This is a genomic window from Chitinophaga sp. (assembly GCF_036569185.1).
Taxonomy (GTDB): domain Bacteria; phylum Bacteroidota; class Bacteroidia; order Chitinophagales; family Chitinophagaceae; genus Chitinophaga.
In genome coordinates this window covers 1-18422 of record NZ_DATCRD010000341.1, presented here as the reverse complement: position 1 = coordinate 18422, position 18422 = coordinate 1, and the positions used below count along the sequence as shown (strand labels likewise).

17 protein-coding genes are annotated in these 18422 nt (G+C 48.8%); 7 read left to right on the top strand and 10 right to left on the bottom strand.

The genetic code is table 11. The features are described from left to right. Both VIM72_RS26020 and VIM72_RS26015 read left to right on the top strand, forming a co-directional pair. A partial coding sequence (locus VIM72_RS26020; protein ID WP_332005745.1) for a WYL domain-containing protein occupies positions 1–321 on the top strand: 321 nt, incomplete at its 5' end. Further along, on the top strand, positions 314–466 hold the full coding sequence (locus VIM72_RS26015; RefSeq protein WP_332005744.1) for a hypothetical protein: 153 nt from the start codon (positions 314–316) through the stop codon (positions 464–466). The genes VIM72_RS26020 and VIM72_RS26015, both read left to right, overlap by 8 nt. Here VIM72_RS26015 and VIM72_RS26010 read toward each other — a convergent pair. From VIM72_RS26010 to VIM72_RS25985, 6 genes are all read right to left on the bottom strand, one after another. Next, positions 448–1887, bottom strand: a complete 1440-nt coding sequence (locus VIM72_RS26010; protein ID WP_332005743.1) for a c-type cytochrome domain-containing protein — start codon at positions 1885–1887, stop codon at positions 448–450. The two genes, VIM72_RS26015 and VIM72_RS26010, sit on opposite strands and share 19 nt — an antisense overlap. Further along, a complete protein-coding gene (locus VIM72_RS26005; RefSeq protein ID WP_332005742.1) occupies positions 1884–2816 on the bottom strand; it encodes a sugar phosphate isomerase/epimerase in 933 nt (310 codons plus the stop codon). The genes VIM72_RS26010 and VIM72_RS26005 overlap by 4 nt, the downstream gene beginning before the upstream one ends. Before the next feature lie 6 nt (positions 2817–2822). Continuing rightward, the gene (locus VIM72_RS26000; RefSeq protein WP_332005741.1) at positions 2823–4310 is read right to left on the bottom strand and encodes a DUF1501 domain-containing protein; all 1488 of its coding nucleotides are present in this window, start codon (positions 4308–4310) and stop codon (positions 2823–2825) included. A 6-nt stretch (positions 4311–4316) separates the two neighbouring features. Beyond that, the gene (locus tag VIM72_RS25995) at positions 4317–7043 is read right to left on the bottom strand and encodes a DUF1553 domain-containing protein (RefSeq protein ID WP_332005740.1); all 2727 of its coding nucleotides are present in this window, start codon (positions 7041–7043) and stop codon (positions 4317–4319) included. A gap of 86 nt (positions 7044–7129) precedes the next feature. Further along, positions 7130–8011: an AraC family transcriptional regulator gene (locus VIM72_RS25990; protein WP_332005739.1), complete on the bottom strand. Its 882-nt coding sequence runs from the start codon at positions 8009–8011 to the stop codon at positions 7130–7132. A gap of 217 nt (positions 8012–8228) precedes the next feature. After that, on the bottom strand, positions 8229–8813 hold the full coding sequence (locus tag VIM72_RS25985; protein ID WP_332005738.1) for a pentapeptide repeat-containing protein: 585 nt from the start codon (positions 8811–8813) through the stop codon (positions 8229–8231). Between the two features lie 132 nt (positions 8814–8945). Here VIM72_RS25985 and dinB point away from each other — a divergent pair, with 132 nt between their 5' ends. Next, positions 8946–10064 (top strand): DNA polymerase IV, encoded by a 1119-nt coding sequence (gene dinB / locus VIM72_RS25980; RefSeq protein WP_332005737.1) that lies wholly within the window; start codon positions 8946–8948, stop codon positions 10062–10064. A gap of 186 nt (positions 10065–10250) precedes the next feature. On the opposite strand, the gene VIM72_RS25975 is transcribed toward dinB, so the two are convergent. From VIM72_RS25975 to VIM72_RS25960, 4 genes are all read right to left on the bottom strand, one after another. Next, positions 10251–10658 carry a contact-dependent growth inhibition system immunity protein gene (locus tag VIM72_RS25975; protein ID WP_332005736.1) on the bottom strand — a complete coding sequence of 136 codons (408 nt, stop codon included), beginning with the start codon at positions 10656–10658 and terminating at the stop codon, positions 10251–10253. 295 nt (positions 10659–10953) lie between these two features. Next, positions 10954–11265: a hypothetical protein gene (locus tag VIM72_RS25970; RefSeq protein ID WP_332005735.1), complete on the bottom strand. Its 312-nt coding sequence runs from the start codon at positions 11263–11265 to the stop codon at positions 10954–10956. Between the two features lie 100 nt (positions 11266–11365). Continuing rightward, positions 11366–12202, bottom strand: a complete 837-nt coding sequence (locus VIM72_RS25965; RefSeq protein WP_332005734.1) for a hypothetical protein — start codon at positions 12200–12202, stop codon at positions 11366–11368. A 94-nt stretch (positions 12203–12296) separates the two neighbouring features. Continuing rightward, entirely contained in the window at positions 12297–14057 is a 1761-nt protein-coding gene (locus VIM72_RS25960) for an ABC transporter ATP-binding protein (RefSeq protein WP_332005733.1), read from the bottom strand. Between the two features lie 133 nt (positions 14058–14190). Here VIM72_RS25960 and VIM72_RS25955 point away from each other — a divergent pair, with 133 nt between their 5' ends. From VIM72_RS25955 to VIM72_RS25940, 4 genes are all read left to right on the top strand, one after another. Beyond that, on the top strand, positions 14191–14709 hold the full coding sequence (locus tag VIM72_RS25955) for a DUF4251 domain-containing protein (RefSeq protein ID WP_332005732.1): 519 nt from the start codon (positions 14191–14193) through the stop codon (positions 14707–14709). A 218-nt stretch (positions 14710–14927) separates the two neighbouring features. After that, a complete protein-coding gene (locus tag VIM72_RS25950) occupies positions 14928–15548 on the top strand; it encodes an HAD family phosphatase (RefSeq protein WP_332005731.1) in 621 nt (206 codons plus the stop codon). Between the two features lie 808 nt (positions 15549–16356). After that, entirely contained in the window at positions 16357–18216 is a 1860-nt protein-coding gene (locus VIM72_RS25945) for a family 16 glycoside hydrolase (RefSeq protein ID WP_332005730.1), read from the top strand. A gap of 21 nt (positions 18217–18237) precedes the next feature. Then, on the top strand, positions 18238–18422 hold a 185-nt coding region (locus VIM72_RS25940; protein WP_332005729.1), incomplete at its 3' end, for a hypothetical protein.

The window sequence follows — 18422 nt, the reverse complement described above, 5'->3', positions numbered from 1 at the left end:
GCCTGGGACGGTACGCCCTTTGATGAGTATTACAACAACCTGATAGGGGTTACCAAAACGGAGAAGGACCCGGTGCATAAAGTAGTGCTGCAGATTGATCCCAGGCATGCGCCATATGTGCTTACAAAGCCGCTGCATCATTCACAGGAAATATTAAAGGAAGATGAGGAAGGGACTATCGTGAGCATTGAGGTGATCCTGAACTTTGAACTGGAGCGGGAGATCCTGGGATTCGGGGAACATATGAAAGTGTTGTCCCCCAAATCCCTGGCTAAAAAAATTGCATTGCGACTGGCGAATGCGGTGCAGGGATATGAGTAACGGCGATGCCTGCACGCAGTTGTTTATTGAACGGCTGATGATGCAGCGGATACCGCTGAATACGCAGACGGCTGATGGCGCCGCCCGTTGCATAAAGGCAATTAATGGCCGTAAATGCAGGTATCATCACCCGCTTACCTTATGATAAATAATAGTATCGGATGCCAGTTGCTGTAAACGGTAACCACCCGTATCCAGCTTCAGCTTTGGCAACGCCTGTTGTAACTGCCGGAATGCAGCAGGCGTTACGCTGGCCTGGTACACATATAACTGTTGCAGCTTTTTATTTTGTTGCAGCGCTAATAATCCTTCGGAATTTACCGCCGTTCCGGCGAGATTAAGATAGCGCAGTTCCCTGCAGTTGCCCAGCTCTTTTATACCATTGCCTTTAATGGCAGTATTCCTCAGGTCCAGCCGGGTGAGCTTTTTCAGCTGGCCAAGCGCAGCAAATGCACTGTCGGTGATGGCGGTGCCGGAAAGATCCACCCAGATCAACTGTTCTTTCAGGGCCGTTAGCAGCCCCATATCGTGGTCGCTGAAACCTGCTGCATTAATGGCATCTACGGTGAGGTAGTTACTTCCGGTGCCTACCGGCATTACTTTTACGCCTTTTGCTTCCAGGGCGGCCATCTTCTGTGCACTGGGAGCGCCGGTGCTTTCTTCGGGCACAAATTCCTGTTTGTCCAGCGGATTAGCTGGTTGCATCCCATCCAGCACAGCAAGGATACGGGGTGTTTTTTCCAGTTCTTTTACTGTTTTCCCGGCAGGAGCGCCTTCGGCAATCCACCAGTGCAACAGTTCCAGTTCCTGCGGCGTTACGGAAGGTTTGCCCTTAGGCGGCATACGATGCTCGTCTTCTTCCGGCAGTAACAGGCGTTTGAATAACTCGCTTTCTTCCGGGATACTGTCTTTCAGCACAGGGCCATGCTCCCCGCCTTTACGGATAAGGGCAATGGATTCCAGCCGCAGGCCGCCTTTCAGTTTTTGTTCATTATGACAGCCATAGCAGCGGTTAGCCAGTACAGGCTGCACCAGGTCTTCATACAAGCGCGCATCGCCAATATTCGTATAGGCAGCGGCGTTAGCTACTGCTTTATTCGTGCCTGTTATCCGCTGCAAAGGCGCCGGCATCGCCTGGGTGAGGTAGTCGTCGCCATGGGTAAGACTACCACCGTAATGCCCCGCAGCGCTCAGCAGCAATATCATGAGCAGGGCCGCAGGCAGTTGCAGGCGGGGAAAGCGGTGCTTATATTTCTCCAGCAGGTATAGGCCGGTACTGATAACGGCCACGCCTATACCGAGATACTTATGTGTTTGCAGCAGTTTTTCTTCATAACCTCCATCCAGTGAAAGGAGGTAACCGGTGATACAACTGAGCATGGCCGACAGTGCTGCGGCCAATAGTACCGCAGGCAGGGCGCTTTGTACATGCCGCCATTTTTCCCTGCGTGCCAGCAGGGTGAGTATAAATGCAATAATTAAAATGCCGATAGGCAGATGTACCAGTAAGGGATGCGAACGCCCGATAAAAATACTCCAGCTGCCGCTGCTGATCAATAATCTCATGGTTTACTGTAACGTTGTTTTAGCTGGTTCATCATAAATACATTGATATCCCATTGGTCGGCCACCGGCTGACGTGTGTACGGCAGCGTAGGCAGGTAATCGGCCGGACCAAACTCGGTGAGGAAAGTGAGCGGTTTACCGGCAGCCTGGTGCCGCTGCACTACCTGATCCCACCAGCTGAAATGCGCTTTCACGGCATTGGCCCATTCCGGGGCGCGGGGATCGTTCACCTGTGGCCCTTCCGGGTGCCCGATGCGGGCGTGAATATGCCCGGCCCGGCCCAGGGCTTTGGCTATCGTGGCCTGCTGGTCCTGCAGCAGGGATTCGTGCACATTGCACCAGTGTGAGATATCAAGGGTCAGACGCAGGTCTGGCTTTGCGTCGATGAATTTACCGGCAATATGTGCGGCAAACAGCATACGGGAACGGTGTGTTTCATGGTACACCGGTATGCCCGACTGTTTGGAGATCCGGTAGGTCATATCTATCAGGGCACTGTTCTGTTCAAAGGAGAAATAGTCCCTTCCCGAGTGGCAGTTGATATATAACGGTTTGATCTTATGATGGCTGGTAGCCGCTTTCAGCATGGTTTCAAACTGCTGCGCATGTTTCGTATAGTCGCTGTCGTAGCCCGCGCACAAATATCCTGCTTCAAGCCCGTGTTGTTCCAGTGCGGTAAACAGTTCCTGTTGTGCGGCTGTTTCGTTGGGCCACCATATTTCGATTCCATCGTACCCGGCTTTTTTTGCCTGTGCGCAGAAGTCGTTGATACTGCCGGCATAGCCCCAGTTGGTGGCCAGTACAATAAGGCGGTATCCTTCTTTTGCGGTAAGCGGTGTTGCTGCTGCAAATACCGGCAGGGAAGGGATACATAATGCGGAACCAAGTATGGCTGATTGTTTGATAAAGTTTCTCCTGTTACTGTTCATGTAGGTTTAGCTTAGTATGGGTGTAATTACTTTTCCGCCAGTATCTGTAAGCCGGAATGGCCGGCCCTGGAACTGGTAGGTGAGCTTTTCGTGGTCAAAGCCCATCTGTTGCAGTATGGTGGCATGAATATCATTGATGGCTACTTTACCTTTTATAGCGGCATAGCCTATTTCGTCGGTTTCTCCGTAGGAAAATCCTTTTTTGATACCAGCGCCTGCCATCCACATGGTGAAGGCTTCCACGTGGTGATCGCGGCCCAGGAAAGGCATGTCTTTGCCGTCCCTGTTTTCCTGCATAGGCGTTCTGCCAAACTCACCGCCCCAGATCACCAGGGTTTCATCAAGCAGGCCGCGTTGTTTCAGGTCTTTCAGCAGGGCCGTAATGGGGCGGTCAATTTCCCGGCATTTGTTCCGGAAGCCATAGTCGATAGCCAGGTTTTCATCGGTACCATGGCTATCCCATCCCCAGTCGTACAGCTGTACAAAGCGTACGCCTTTTTCCACCAGTTTGCGCGCCAGCAGGCAGTTATTGGCGAAGGACTCCCTGCCTGGCTGCGTGCCATACATTTCATGGATATAATCCGGTTCGTTGTTGATGTTCATTACTTCCGGCACAGAGATCTGCATTTTATAAGCCAGCTCGTACTGGGAGATGCGTGATAATGTTTCCGGGTCGCCAAAAGTGGCGTATTCCTGTTTGTTGATTTCGTTGATAGCGTTGATGGACTCCTTGCGGAGGTCGCGGCTCATACCATCCGGATCGCTGAGGTAGAGCACGGGCTCTCCCTTGGTCCTGCATTGTACGCCCTGGTATACGGAGGGGAGGAAGCCGCTGCCCCATACGCTTTTACCGGCATCGGGCGTTTTACCGCCGGAGGTAAGCACTACAAAGCCGGGCAGGTTATCATTTTCAGATCCGAGGCCGTAGGTAACCCAGGAGCCGATGCTGGGACGCCCGAGCCTGGCGCTGCCGGTTTGCATGAGCAGCTGTGCGGGGCCGTGATTGAACTGGTCTGTTTGCACTGCTTTCAGGAAGCTCACCTCATCGGCCATGGTAGCGAAGTGCGGCAGGTGATCGGAGATCCATGCGCGGGACTCGCCATGTTGTGCAAAAACAGCCTGTGGCCCCAGCATTTTGGGAACGCCGCGGATGAAGGCAAACTTTTTCCCTTCCAGCAGGGAAGGCGGGCATAGCTGGTTATGTAATTTCTGGAGGGCTGGTTTATAGTCGAACAGTTCCAGCTGTGAAGGGGCGCCTGCCATGTGCAGGTATATCACGCTTTTGGCCCTTGCGGGGAACTGCGGTACTTTTGGCGCCATGGGATTTCCAGCCAGGTCCAGCAGGGTTTTGCCACTGCTGCCGCAGCTGGCGAGGAAAGAGCTGAACGCAGCAGCTCCCAGGCCTTTCACACAATCCATCAGAAAGTGGCGGCGGGTGAAGTACCGCAGCGTTTGATCATTTGCTTCCTTTATCAGTCGTGCATGCTTAGTCATACCGCATTAGGATTTAGTCAGGAATTCATCCAGGTTCATAATAGCGTTGGCTACCACGGTGAGTGCTGCCAGTTCCGCTTTTTGTGGCGTATTTTCTTTGTGCAGCAGCAGTTTGTCTGCATCGGCAGGCTTCTTCCGGTATTCTGCCAGCGCCTGTGTGTACAGTGTTTGCAGCACTTTCAGTTTATTATCGGGCAGTGGTTTATACATCGCCGCCTGGTAACCCCAACGGATACACGCTGCTGCATCATTACCGCCGTTTTTCAGCATATGCTTTGCCAGCGAGGCGGCCGTTTCCACGTACACAGGGTCGTTAAGCGTTACCAGCGCCTGGAGTGGCGTGTTGGTACGGATACGCCGTTGCAGGCATACTTCGCGGCTGCTGCCGTCGAAGGAGAGCATAGATGGGTATGGGCTGGTACGTTTCTGGTAAACATATACCGCCCGGCGGTACTGGTTACCATCATCGGCGGTTTTCCACGTAGCGCCGCTCCACACGGTTTGCCAGATATTGTCGGGCTGGTAGGGCATAATGCTTGGGCCGTGCAACTGGCGGTTCAGCAGGCCGCTTACGGTGAGGGCCTGGTCTCTTACTTCTTCGGCCGTAAGCCTGAAATGCGGTCCCCTGGCCAGTAAGCGGTTAGCCGGGTCTTTTTCCTGCAGTTCGGGAGTGCTGGAAGAAGTTTGCTTATAGGCGGCAGACAATACTATTTCGCGCAGCAGTGGTTTTACATGCCACTTGTATTTGTGCATAAACTGGTAAGCGAGATAATCGAGCAGTTCGGGATGCGACGGTGTGAAACCCTGTGTACCGAAATCTTCTATGGTTTCCACGATACCGGTACCAAACACCTGTTCCCATAATCGGTTCACCATTACGCGGGCGGTGAGCGGGTTTTTGGTATCGGTGAGCCACATGGCAAAACCGAGGCGGTTGCGCGGCGCATTTACCGGGAAGGGGTTCAGGGAATGCGGTACATCCGGTGTTACCGCCTTGCCTTTCACCATCCAGTTGCCCCGTTCAAAGATGTTGGTGGTGCGGGCCATTACCGGTGGGTTTTCAATCATCACAGGTACATCGTCGGGGTTTTGATTAATGAGTGATAACCAGGTATTGTTGATCTTATCATAACCAGGTTTTCCTTTACCGGGAATATCGTCCAGGTAGGCAAACCATTCCACGCTGCACACCGCGTCTGCGGGGTTGAGGGAAGGATTGCGGAAAATCAGGTAGATGTCGTGCGTACCGGTGATGGGCGGTAGTGGCATGCTGATAGCAAGGCGGCCATTGGTAGGCGCCAGGTTATGTTTGATGATGGTGCGGCCGTTCAGGCTATCGAGGCGGAATTCTACCGAGCCGCCTTTGCTGCCGGTCCAGTAGTTCATAAGCAGTTGTGTTTTGCCTTCCATGTTCTGTTGCGGAAGACGGCAGCTGCCATTGTTCCTGATGCCCATATATTTTGTATCCAGCAGGGCGCCGTTGATATAATTATCCGCTACATGCGCGTGTACTTTGGGCTCCAGTACTTTCAGGAATTCCTGTACCTCTTTTACCTGTTGGGTGTTGCCATTTTGCGCCACCCAATCGCTTACCTGTTTTACTTCGGCCATACTAACGCTGTCGTACAAACGAAGCTTAGGATGTTCCATATGGGTATCTTCATCGCGGGTATTATTGAGGAAGGCCATCAGTTTATAATAGTCCTCAAAGCGGAAGGGATCATAAGGATGGCTGTGGCATTGCACGCAGGCGATGGTAACGCCCTGGAACACGTCCATGGTGGTGCTTACGCGGTCCATTACGGCAGCGGTGCGGAACTCTTCGTCCTGTGTACCGCCTTCGTCGTTGGTCATGGTATTGCGGTTAAATGCCGTGGCAATGAGCTGGTCGCGGGTAGGATCCGGCAGCAGATCGCCTGCGAGTTGTTCAATGGTGAAGGTATCGTACGGCATATCATTATTAAATGCGTCGATCACCCAATCACGGTAGCGCCATATTCTCCGGCTATCGTCCCTTTCGTATCCTTTGGTATCGGAATAGCGGGCCAGGTCCAGCCACATGGCGGCCCAGCGTTCACCGTAGTGGGGCGACTGAAGGAGGTTGTCCACTATCTTTTCATATGCTTTCGGATCGTTGTCTGCGGCGAACTGTTTTGCCATTTCAGGGGTGGGTGGCAGGCCGGTGAGATCCAGGCTTACCCGGCGGAGCAGGGTCATTTTATCTGCTTCCGGGGAAGGCTTCAGTCCCTCTTCTTTTAGTTTTGCCTGTATGAAGTGGTCTATTTCATTGCCATTGGGAACATCGATATCAGGTACCGGGATATTTTTGGGAGATACATACGCCCAGTGTTCTCCCCATTCTGCGCCCTGTTTCACCCAGCGGGTGAGTATATCTATTTCCGCATGGGTAAGCGGTTCGCCTTTCTGCGGCATCCGTTCTTTAGGATCCTTACAGGTAAGGCGGCGTATGAATTCACTTTTTTCCGGGTGACCGGGAATAATGGCGGGTTTGCCGGATTTGGTTACGCCCAGGGCTTCTTCCCTGAACAGTACACTGAATCCGCCGCTTTGCTTCACCCCACCGTGGCAGCTGATACAATGCTTGTTCAGCACTGGTTTTACTTCGGTACTGAAGTCTACTTTCTTATCAGCGCTGCAGGCAGCAAAGAGCAAACCTGCTCCCGCTGCCAGGGTGAGGCTCACTGTAATCCTCAACGTGGAGAAATGGTTCATTGTTTTTCATTGACGTTTGTAAAAATAAGCCGGCGGCAGGGAAAGGGGGCTAGATGATATGCTGATTATGATGGACTATCTTACGGTTAGGATTTCCTTTCCCTGTATTGATTGGGCGATACGCCCATGACCCTGCTGAACATCCTGGAAAAGTAATAGGGATCTTCCATGCCAAGCTGGCCGGCTATTTCCTTGATGCGTAACTGTGTGAAAAGCAGGTACTGGCAAGCCTTCTGGACTTTCAGCTGGTTAAAGTATTCGATGGGAGAGAAGCCGGTATTGTTTTTAAAAAGATAAGAGAAATGTGATTGGGAGAGATTTACCGCCTGGGCCATTTGCTGCAGGGTAAGCATCTGGTCGAGGTGATTATTCATATAATCGATGCACTGATCAATGGCGTCGTTTTGCCGGAACGCCTTTCCCTGCTGGGTAAGGTCGGGGTAAATACAGGAAGAGAGGAAGGACCAGAAGTTCATATTGGACCATACCAGGTTTTCTTCCCTGTAGCCTTTTTGCAGCTGCTGGTAGATGCGCTCGAACTGGTGCAGCCTGTCGGGTGAATGAGGAAGATATACTTTGTTTCCTTTCCATTCCCTGATAGCGGTTTGCACAATACCGTCTGCACTGGAGCCCTGGAAATGCGCCCAGTAGATGGTCCAGGGATCCTTTTCATCGGCGCTGTATTCATGCGCGCATTTCCTGGGCAGCAGGAAGCAGTCGCCCGCCTGGATAGTATGCACTTCTTTTTTCAATATGATGCTACCCTTGCCTTCCAGGCAATAGATGATAATATGTTGATCCGCTCCCTGCGCTCTTTTCCGGTGATGGAACAGCGCTTTCGGGTAATACCCTATGTCCGTGATATACAGCGGCATAAGCGCAGGGTCCCGGGCGCACTTCCTGTTCAGGATATTACGTGGAATAACGATCATCCGTTGGCCCTGAAAGCCTTCTTTCTTCTTGATCATAACGCAGCCGCTTTTCTTCCCAAAGTAAGAAAATCCATGCGAATTTTGTCTGACTCAGGATTAAACTGATTTCGCTGATTACACTGATTTTATCTGGGAGTTTGAAAATAGTTTGGGAGATAGAAGTAATGCTGTTCGCTTTTATCTCCCTTAATTATTAAATAAAATCAGTGTAATCAGCGAAATCAGTTTAATCCTGAGTCAGACAAACTCCGCGTTATTCCACGATTTCCACGCCCAGCCCATCGAGCAGCGCCAGCGCGTCGGGCAAACTGAATTTTGCTTTTCTTACTTTATTGCTTTGTACATCAATAGCGTATCGCTGGGCGCCGGTGAAATTGGCCTGGGTAAGATCTGTGTCCGCGAAGCGCGCGCCTGCAAGATCAGTACCGCGGAAGTCGGCCAGTGAAAGGTTGCAGCCGGAGAAATCAGCTTCATCTGCCTGGCAGTGGAGGAAGACTCCTTTTTTCAGGTTCTGGCCGGAGAAACTGCAGTAGCTGATGCGGCTGTGGTGGAACTCAACCGTGAGCGGGTTACGGGCATTATGCCAGGCAATGCCAATGGCTTTGGTGTATTGCAGCACTACGCGGCTGAAGGAGGTTTTTTTGAATTGTATCAGGGAAAGATCGCATTCTTCGAAAGTGCATTTCTCAAAAGTGCATTCTTCAAAGATGGATTCCTTCAGGCTGCATTTATAAAAATGGCAATCATAAAACTCCCTGCCGGAGATGGTTTTGCCTTCCCAGGTAACGTTTTCAAACCTTTTGTGCTCATATGAAATTTCCTGATCGTAGTCGGCCACTGTTAAAAAAATTAGTGTATAAAGATAAGGATTAACCAACGCAGTTGCCACGGTGTGCATTGTAAAAATATCATTTTTGTGGGTTGAATCGCTAAATACTGAATATCTTTACGGTGCTTCCGGCGTGTTGACATGGAGAACCGATCAAACAGCATACAACGAAAAATTATTCATATTGATATGGATGCGTTTTACGCATCCGTAGAGCAGCGCGATAACCCGGTTTACCGCGGCAAAGCTATTGCTGTGGGCGGTTCGCCGGAAGGCAGGGGAGGAGTGGTAGCCACAGCCAGCTATGAAGCGCGTAAGTTTGGTGTGCGCTCCGCCATGCCTTCCAAAAGAGCGTTGCAGTTATGCCCGGAGCTTATTTTTATCCGGCCCCGTTTTGATGCGTATAAAGAGGTGTCCAGGCGTATCCGTGAAATATTTTCCCGTTATACGGACCTGATAGAGCCATTGTCGCTCGATGAAGCCTACCTCGATGTAACACAGGACAAGCTGAATATTGGTTCTGCCATTGAGATTGCCGGGCAGATCAAGCAGGCCATCAGGGATGAGTTACAGCTTACGGCATCTGCGGGTGTGTCTGTAAATAAGTTTGTGGCAAAAATTGCGTCGGACCTCAATAAGCCGGATGGGCTTACGTTTATCGGGCCATCGTCTATTGAGTCGTTTATGGAAACGCTGCCGGTAGAGAAATTCCATGGCGTAGGAAAAGTTACGGCCGATAAAATGAAAAGGATGGGGCTTTTTACCGGGGCAGACCTGAAGAAGTTATCCGAACAGGATCTGAAAACCCATTTTGGCAAGGTAGGCAGTTTCTATTACCGGATTGTAAGAGGGATAGATGAGCGGGAAGTGCAACCGCACAGGGAAACCAAATCGCTTGGCGCAGAAGATACCTTCCCATACGATTTAACCGCGGTTGCTGATATGGAAGCGGAGCTGGAAAAGATCGGGAAAACGGTATACGACCGGTTGCAGCGCTACCAGTTGAAAGGCCGTACGGTTACCCTGAAAATAAAGTACAGTGATTTTAAGCAGATCACCAGGAACCATTCCTTCCCGTTTCCCGTAGGCGATTATGATATCATTGTAGACACGGCAAAGCAGTTGCTGGCGACTACCTACCCGGAAGATAAGCGGATCCGCCTGTTAGGCATTACCCTTTCTAATTTTAATGATGCGCCGTTGAACCAGGAGAAGTTACCTCCATCGGGGCAGTTGTCGTTATTCAATTTTGACGAATAGCGGTACTTTTTTGCCATACAGGCAAAGCTTTCCTGTTACGCAGTACAAGCTGCAGCAGCTCCGGTAAGATCCTTACTGATAAATACGTGGAGTAGTGTAGTATATACTGAAGAAGATGTGACAGGTTTTCCGGTGATGTTGTTATTTTATGCGGGAGAAGATAAGTTGCCGCAGGAATAACAATGTTTACATGACCAGGTTATTACGCCAGAATTCAGGTACGTCTATTTCTGTTTCAATTTCTTCGCTTCGTTCCTGCATAAGGTCCAGCAGGTTTTTGTGAAGCTCGGGATGTTCTTCCCAGAAAGCAGCAGGAACGTCGAGTACAGCTTTCAGCAGGTCGCCGGGATACATACCGGCAGTTACCAGTACATCATGTTGTAATATCTCCAGTGCTAAAGGAACCAGGTAAGAAGGATTAAATGATTGTCCGATTAAGACGCGCAATTCGCTTGCGGCTAATTTTACTACTGGTACTTTAACTAAGGCAAGACATTTCTGAACTATTCCCGAATCCTTATCTGTGGCCGTTCCCCAACTCTTATTCTCCAACTGCTCCAAAGATTTATATCTCCAGATATCTTTCTTATTCATAAAAAATGTGTCTCTCTTTTCGTGCTAATAAAATAGTTATTTATGAAGATGATTTCAACGCGCAATTTTTTCTTTTGATGGTGATCATCTGTCAGAACCTGCGGAGTATTGCAGGTGTTGCGGTAGCCAGCCAGCGCCGGCGGTTGTAAGAAACCAGGATCAACAGGGTATAAATATAATCAATATTGTTGATGGTAAAAGAAAATTTTCCACCTTTAACATTTTATGTGGAAAAACTGCATTAAAAATCCCCTGGCAACCGCCAGGGGTATTTTCGTATAATATATCCCGTTATTTACGCGGCTCCCTGGTATTTGGGCAGTACCAGCAATTTCACGATGCTGTGCGCTGCGCCGGATAATCCCAGGGCAATAAGGATCAGCAGGGCTGCTTTACCAGGGGTATTAAACACATCGATCACACCGGAAACGCCTTTTCCCGCAAAAAGGATGGCAATAAGACAGGCAAGCCCTCCCGTAATCCACAGGGTAATATGCGACCACAGGTATTTTTGTTTCTGAAATCCCTTTTTCCCGAAGGAGGTAAAGAGGAGATAAACGTGGGCCAGGAAGAAGAGGGTAGCTAATACAGTAAGTGTTGTGAGCATTATGGTTAATTTAGGTATTGGAAAATATCAGTTGTTCTAAAATATGGAATTATTTTCACATGTACAAGTCATGATGTTGCTTCAGCAGGATTAAGGGCAATTATGCAGCATCGCCGGCATTGGCGCGGACGCTGGAAATATGTTCTGCTATCAGGTGTAGCCGGTAGTAATATTTTTCAAAAATATCGTCGTACATGCGGTGCCTGTTTTCCAGGAAAGCATTCAGCGCTTCATAGATGAACTCTTCAAAAGTGTGGTGCTCACTCACTTTGATCACGCATTCAAATACAGGTTCCATGCTGGTGGCAAATTTTGTTCTTACCTCGATATCAGCCATACAGGTGATCATATCCTTATACAGGTGCGGCGCTTTGGCGAAGGGCACATAATGGATAGCGGTAAACCCGTCTTCATCATATACATACTTATCTACTTCTTCCGATAATAAAAACTGTACTACTTCCCGGTTATTATTATGCCTGGTTGCCAGTAGCAGCGGCGTATCCATGCTGGCCAGTACAAAGTTGAAATGGATGTTGTGCTCAATGAGGATCAGCAGCATATCGGTGATAGCCGCCAGCCGGTGATGCTTAAAAATATAGGCGATGGCAAAAAGATAATCTGCATTGTCAATATAAAGCGGTACGCCTTTATTTAGCAGGTATTGTACTGCCTGCGGTTTGTTGGCGCCTACTGCACAGAAAATAATCGGGATAATATCCTCTTTCTTATAATGCATATCCGCTCCGCCTTCTTCGACCAGCAGTTCTGCCGCTTCGAAAAATATCTCCTGGTATTCCAGTAAATCGCATAGTAGTTGTGACCGCTTCTCCCGTGTAAAGAACGGGAGATTATAGCCGAGCAGGGTGATAATTTCATCTGGCTCCTGACTGCTTCTCAGCTTGCGTTTCAGGTCGTACAGCGAAATTTTTTGCATAGAGTTTTCATAGTGTGATAATAGCCGGTGGGAGAGAACTATTCCATAGGATGAAAACGCGTTTGCAATGATAATAAAATATTATCGAAAAATACTATTTGTTTTCCTGGTGTATCCAAAGCTCCTGGAAGGCAGCGCTGTTGGCACGCAGGTAATGAAAGGTACCTTCGGACACAATACGGCCCTGGTCCAGTACGTAGATATAATCGAACTGCGGCAGCAGGTGCAGCCTGTGCATGGCGGAAATGATGGCTTTATCGGAAAACGCCCGGAACATTTTTTCGTAGATCATGGCTTCTGTTTTAGGGTCCACACTGCTGGTAGGTTCATCCAGAAGGATCACCTGGCTGTTGCGTGCCGCCAGGATACCACGGGCCAGGGCGAGGCGTTGTTTTTGTCCGCCGGAAAGGTTCACGCCTTTTTCCCGGATATCGGATGCCAGTCCCTGCGGCAGCATTTCCACTACTTCTGAAAAATGGGCGCTGCTGCAAACCCCCATGATCTCTTCGGGTTGAAAGGGTAGTCCGAGGGTAATATTGTATTCGATGGTGTTCTCAAAGATCTCGGGTTCCTGTGGGAACAGGGTAACGCTTTCATTAACGGTAGCTAACGGTAACGCCTCACCGTTAACCAGTATGGTGACGCCGGGTTCGGGCTCATACAGGCCGCGTAAAATGGCCAGCAGCGTGCTTTTTCCGCTGCCGCTTTCCCCAATAAGGGCGATCTTTTTCCCCTTTTCGATCAGCAGGTGAAGGTCGTGCAGGCGTTGTGGACCTGCATTGTCTTCATAAGTGGCAGTGTGGGAGAAGTTCAGGGCGCTGATGCTGATGCGGTTCCAGCCGGCCGGCAGTTCCGGCGCAGCATCTGCGCGGTGGTGCTGCGTATAGGCTTCACTGATATTCCCGGCGGTATCTACGGCGGTATTGTATTGCACCACATCGGTATATTGCCAGGCTACGTCCTGGAATACGCTGGTGAACTGGTTTACATAACCCAGGAGGGTAACCAGCCCTGCTACATAGAACATTTCGCCGGGTACCCAATGCTGAAAAACATACCCCACGGCTATTACGCAGTATATCAGTGAGATCATCATTTCGGCCACAAACCATTTCCATTCGTTGATCACCGTGTTTTTCCTGAATGGCTTCAGGATACGTTGCACCTTTGCGAGCAGGCCGTTTTCCATGCTTTTCTCCAGGCGGAGGGTGATCACGGTCATGATATTGGAAAGACTATCAAACAACGTAGCCGATACTACATGCTCTCCTTCATTGATTTCATTGAGGGTGCGGATAAAGGGGCGGTCGAACCGCAGCACGATCCAGATACACAGCACGCCCAGCGCAATACCAATACTTCCGTACAACGGGGAGAAATACAGCATGGCGATCATGGAAAACAGCAATTTACAGATAGCGTGGAGGTACATAAAGCCCCGTTCAAAAAATTCCTTCAGGGCCTCATATGCTTTGCGTATGCGGTTAATCACTGAACCGCTGTGGTTATCCTGGTGCCATTTCACGGGGAGATGCAGGGCCTGGTGGTAACGTTCCTGGAGGAAGTTCCGGCTCAGGTTAAAGGCCAGCTGCCGTTCCATAATACGGGCCGGCCCGTGAAAGCACCATTCCAGGAGTTTAAGCCCAAAATAGGTACCGGCAAAGATCATGGTGTAACGGGGCAGGTTGGGGCTATCGCGCTGAATACTCCCTATGAACCAGCCGAACAATACGGGGTTCAGGGAAAAAACAACATTGGCCATCAGGAACAGGAAATAGACGAGCAGGTATTTCTTACGCTCTTTCCGGGCATATTTCCAGGCTGTTTTCAGTAACGAGATATATGGATTGGGCATGTTTCCGGGTTTATCATCGATCCTTAAAAGTAATATTTTAACAGCAATTTGTGTTCTCCCGGCGGTGAACAAAACGTGGTCCTGGCTGTTATGGTACGATATTAGCATTCCGTCTTACGTAAAAACTTACCATATGAAAAAGTTCTTTGTATTAAAAACAACGATGCTCCTCTTATTGGGCGCTGTTATCTCTGCCAGCCTTTTTGCGCAGGGAACAAAAGCGCAGCAAAAAGCGGATAAAATAGCCAGGATCAAATCCCTGATAGAAGCGCAGAATTATGTTTTTGTAGCGCAGAATGCACTCCCCATGAGTGGCCGCATGCGTAATCTTACATCGGAATACAACGTGATTGTGGGGGCAGACTCTGTGATAAGTTACCTGCCGTATTTTGGCCGTGCTTACACCTCTGCGGATTATGGCGCTACAAAATCGCCGCTGGATTTCAAAACCAAATCCTTCGATTACAATGTTACACCAGGTAAAAAAGATGGCTGGAATATCACTATTAAACCAAAAGATCACAGATCGGTACAGTCGTTTAATTTAAGCGTGTCCAGCGAGGGATATGCTTCCCTCCAGGTAACCAGCAGCGACCGGTCGCCCATCAGTTTTAACGGTTATGTAACAGAGCGCAAAGTCAAAAAGAAATAAGAGCGGTTTTTGTCTGACTCAGGATTAAACTGATTTTACTGATTACCTGGATTTTGTTTTTTAGATTTAATAAATATTAAGGGAGATATGAAGCAGCTATATATTGCTCATATCTCCCTTAATTATTTTATCAAAAAAACTCAGGAGAATCAGTAAAATCAGTTTAATCCTGAGTCAGACAAAATCCGCGTACCTTCGCCATGTAAAAATTTTTGCAAATGAATAATCCTACAAAGATCACAACGCTGTTCCTGGACATAGGCGGTGTATTATTAACCAATGGATGGGACAGGGCCGCGCGCAAGCAGGCTATCCAGACTTTCGGCCTGGATGCCCTGGAAACGGAAGAACGGCATCACCTCACTTTTGATACCTATGAGGAAGGTAAACTTACGCTGGATGAATACCTGAACCGTGTAGTATTTTATGAAGAGAGATCCTTCAGCCGGAAGGATTTCCGTGATTTTATGTATGCCCAATCGGCGCCATACCCCGAGATGCTGGAACTGATCCCTAAACTGAAAGAAAAATACAAACTGAAAATTGCGATCGTAAATAATGAAGGCCGGGAGCTGAATGAGCATCGTATTCATCATTTTAATATCAGCAGGTTTGTTGACTTTTATATTTCCTCCTGCTTTGTACATTTCCGTAAACCGGATGCAGATATTTATAAAATAGCACTGGATATTGCACAGGTAAAGCCTGCCGAAGTAGTGTATGTGGAAGACCGTTCCATGTTCATTGACGTAGCGGTTGGACTAGGCATCAATGGCGTTTGCCATACCGACTATGAAAGCACGCTGAAGAAACTGGCTGCTTTCGGGTTGGAGCTGTAGAAGCGGATTTTGTCGCGGATTTTGTCTGACTCACTGATTATAATGATTTTGCTGATTACCTTGATTTTTTACTTTTTGAATTTATATTTAGGGGAGATGAGAGCAGGTATATCCGCTTTCATCTCTCCTAATTTTTTTTCAAAAATAAAATCCCAAAAGTATAATTACTATAATCTTGAATAAGACAAAAATCCGCTTCAGGTAAAAAAGCTTCTACCTCCTCAAATTATTCCAAACCCCCAAAATTAAATCAGTGTAATCAGCGAAATTATCATAATCAGCGAGTCAGACAAAATCCGCTTCCATCTCCTCAAATTATTTCCAAACCCCAAATAAAATCAGTGTAATCAGCGAAATCATCATAATCCTGAGTCAGACAAAATCCGCTTTCATCTCCTCAAATTATTTCCAAACCCCAAATAAAATCAGTGTAATCAGCGAAATCATCATAATCAGCGAGTCAGACAAAATCCGCTTTCATCTCCTCAAATTATTTCCAAACCTCCAAAATAGACTCAGTGTAATCAGCAAAATCATCATAATCCTGAGTCAGACAAAATCCGCCTATCGCCGAAGGCGATTTTTTACCGCTGATGTAATTTTTTTCCCCCGCACACCACTTTGTTACAATTAATTTCTATTTTGGCACCCGTGATTCAAATTTAGCACAGTCCCACGTTTAGCGATAGTTGAGAATTTAAATTTCATTAACAATTGGGAAATACCTGTACGAAAAAATTGTTGTATCACCTGAAACGCTAAAAGCATTTAGCAATCAATGTAAACTTTTTAAAAAAAATCCAGATCTATGCTTAGATGGAACAGGTTCCGTCCAAAGTTGACACAGTTACGTGCGTACGACCGGAGAACTTTGGTATTGATTTTAAGTATTGGCAGTTGTCAACAGATGATGGCACAAAACAAATTGCCATTAACAGATTTATCTGCATTCCAGCAGCCTGCAGCCAACTGGCGTATAGCCGGCGGGGTTAAAGCAGACCTGCAACAGAACAACCTGCTGCAAACAACTGCAGGTACAGGCATCCTGGTAAACCTGCCAGAAAAAAATGTACATGGAAAAGACCTTTTCAGTACACTGGAACATGGTGACCTGGACCTTGAATTGGATTATATGATGTCTAAAGGTTCTAATTCAGGTATTTACTTACAGGGAAGGTATGAAATCCAGTTGCTCGACAGCTGGGGCACTTCAGCTCCCCGCGCATCGGACAACGGAGGTATCTATGAACGCTGGAACGACAGTAAGCCGGAAGGACAGCAAGGCTACGATGGCCATGCTCCCCGTCAGAATGTGAGCCGCGCTCCCGGTTTATGGCAGCACATGAAAATTTCCTTCCAGGCCCCCCGCTTCGATGCCGCCGGCAATAAAACCGCCGATGCCGTTATCCTGAAGCTGGAACTGAACGGCGTAACCATCCAGGAAAATGTAGTGCTTTCCGGGCCTACCCGTGGCGCCATGCAAAATAATGAAGTGCCCTCTGGCCCGCTCCGTATCCAGGGCGATCACGGCACCGTGGCCTTCAGGAACATTGTGATCAATAATTTCAGCGCTCCCAAACCAACACTGGAAGACGTAAAATATAGTGTGTACAAAGGAAATTTTGATAAAGCTCCCGACTTTGCTACCCTGAAACCCGCCGTTACAGGAACCTCCCCGCTGCTTACCTCCAACATTGCAGGTTTGCCGGACAATGAGTTCCTGGTGCGCTACACGGCTACACTGGCCGTTAAAGCAGCCGGTAAATATCATTTCAACCTCCATACCTCCGGCGGCGGAGGACTACTGAAGATAAACAACCAGCAGGTGATCACCGCACAGGGCTGGGATGGCCGTGGCAGCATTGACCTGCAGCCGGGCAACTATCCCGTGGAAGTGCTGTACGCGAAGAATACCGACTGGGCTAAACCATCCATCACTTTATCAGTAAGCGAAGCAGGTATCCGTGAGTTCGTGATCAGCGATACCAATGTACCCGTGGATGACCCTACTGATCCTATCCTGGTAACGGCCAACGAAAATACGGTGTTGCGCAGTTTTATGGATGTTCGCGGCGGCAAACGCGTGGTGCATGCCGTGTCTGTAGGCAGCCCCGCTAAAGTGCATTACACCTACGATATGGACAATGGTTTGCCTTTCCAGGTATGGCGCGGCGAATTTCTGAACACTACGCCTATGTGGCACGACCGTGGCGATGGATCCTCCCGCCCGCTGGGTACCGTACAGGTGCTTACCAACCAACCTGCGCTGGCTATCGCTAAACTGGCCACTAAAGAAACTGCCTGGAGCACGGATACTGCCGGCACCGGCTTCCGCCCAACAGGGTATTCGCTCGACGAAAGTGGTAAACCTACTTTCCATTATAATATCTATGGTACCGCTGTAACAGATGATATCAGCGTGCTTCCGGAAAACCAGGGCATTCACCGTACCGTTACGGTGCAGCAGCCTGCTTCCGGCCTGTACCTGCGTATAGCCGTGGGAGATAGTATAGAGCAGGTATCCCCGGGATTGTTTGTGATCGGCGATAAATCTTATTATGTGAAGATGGATGAGGCCAAAGCGAATCCTATTATCCGCAACCAGAACGGCCGCGCAGAACTGATAGTGCCTGTACAGGCGAAAACAGGTTATGCGGTTATCTTCTAAGCAGCAATACTAATGACTATTATGAAACTGAACTATAAAAGAATTACAGCAGGAATAGCCGCAGGTATGTTCCTGATGACAACGGCCATCACGCCTGTAAAAGCACAGGAGTCCCCGAAGGAAGAGGACTTTTTCCGCATCGCGCGTATCAGCTCACCAGAAGGTACCTTACTCGAAGTAGGGGGCTTATGTACCCTGCCCAACGG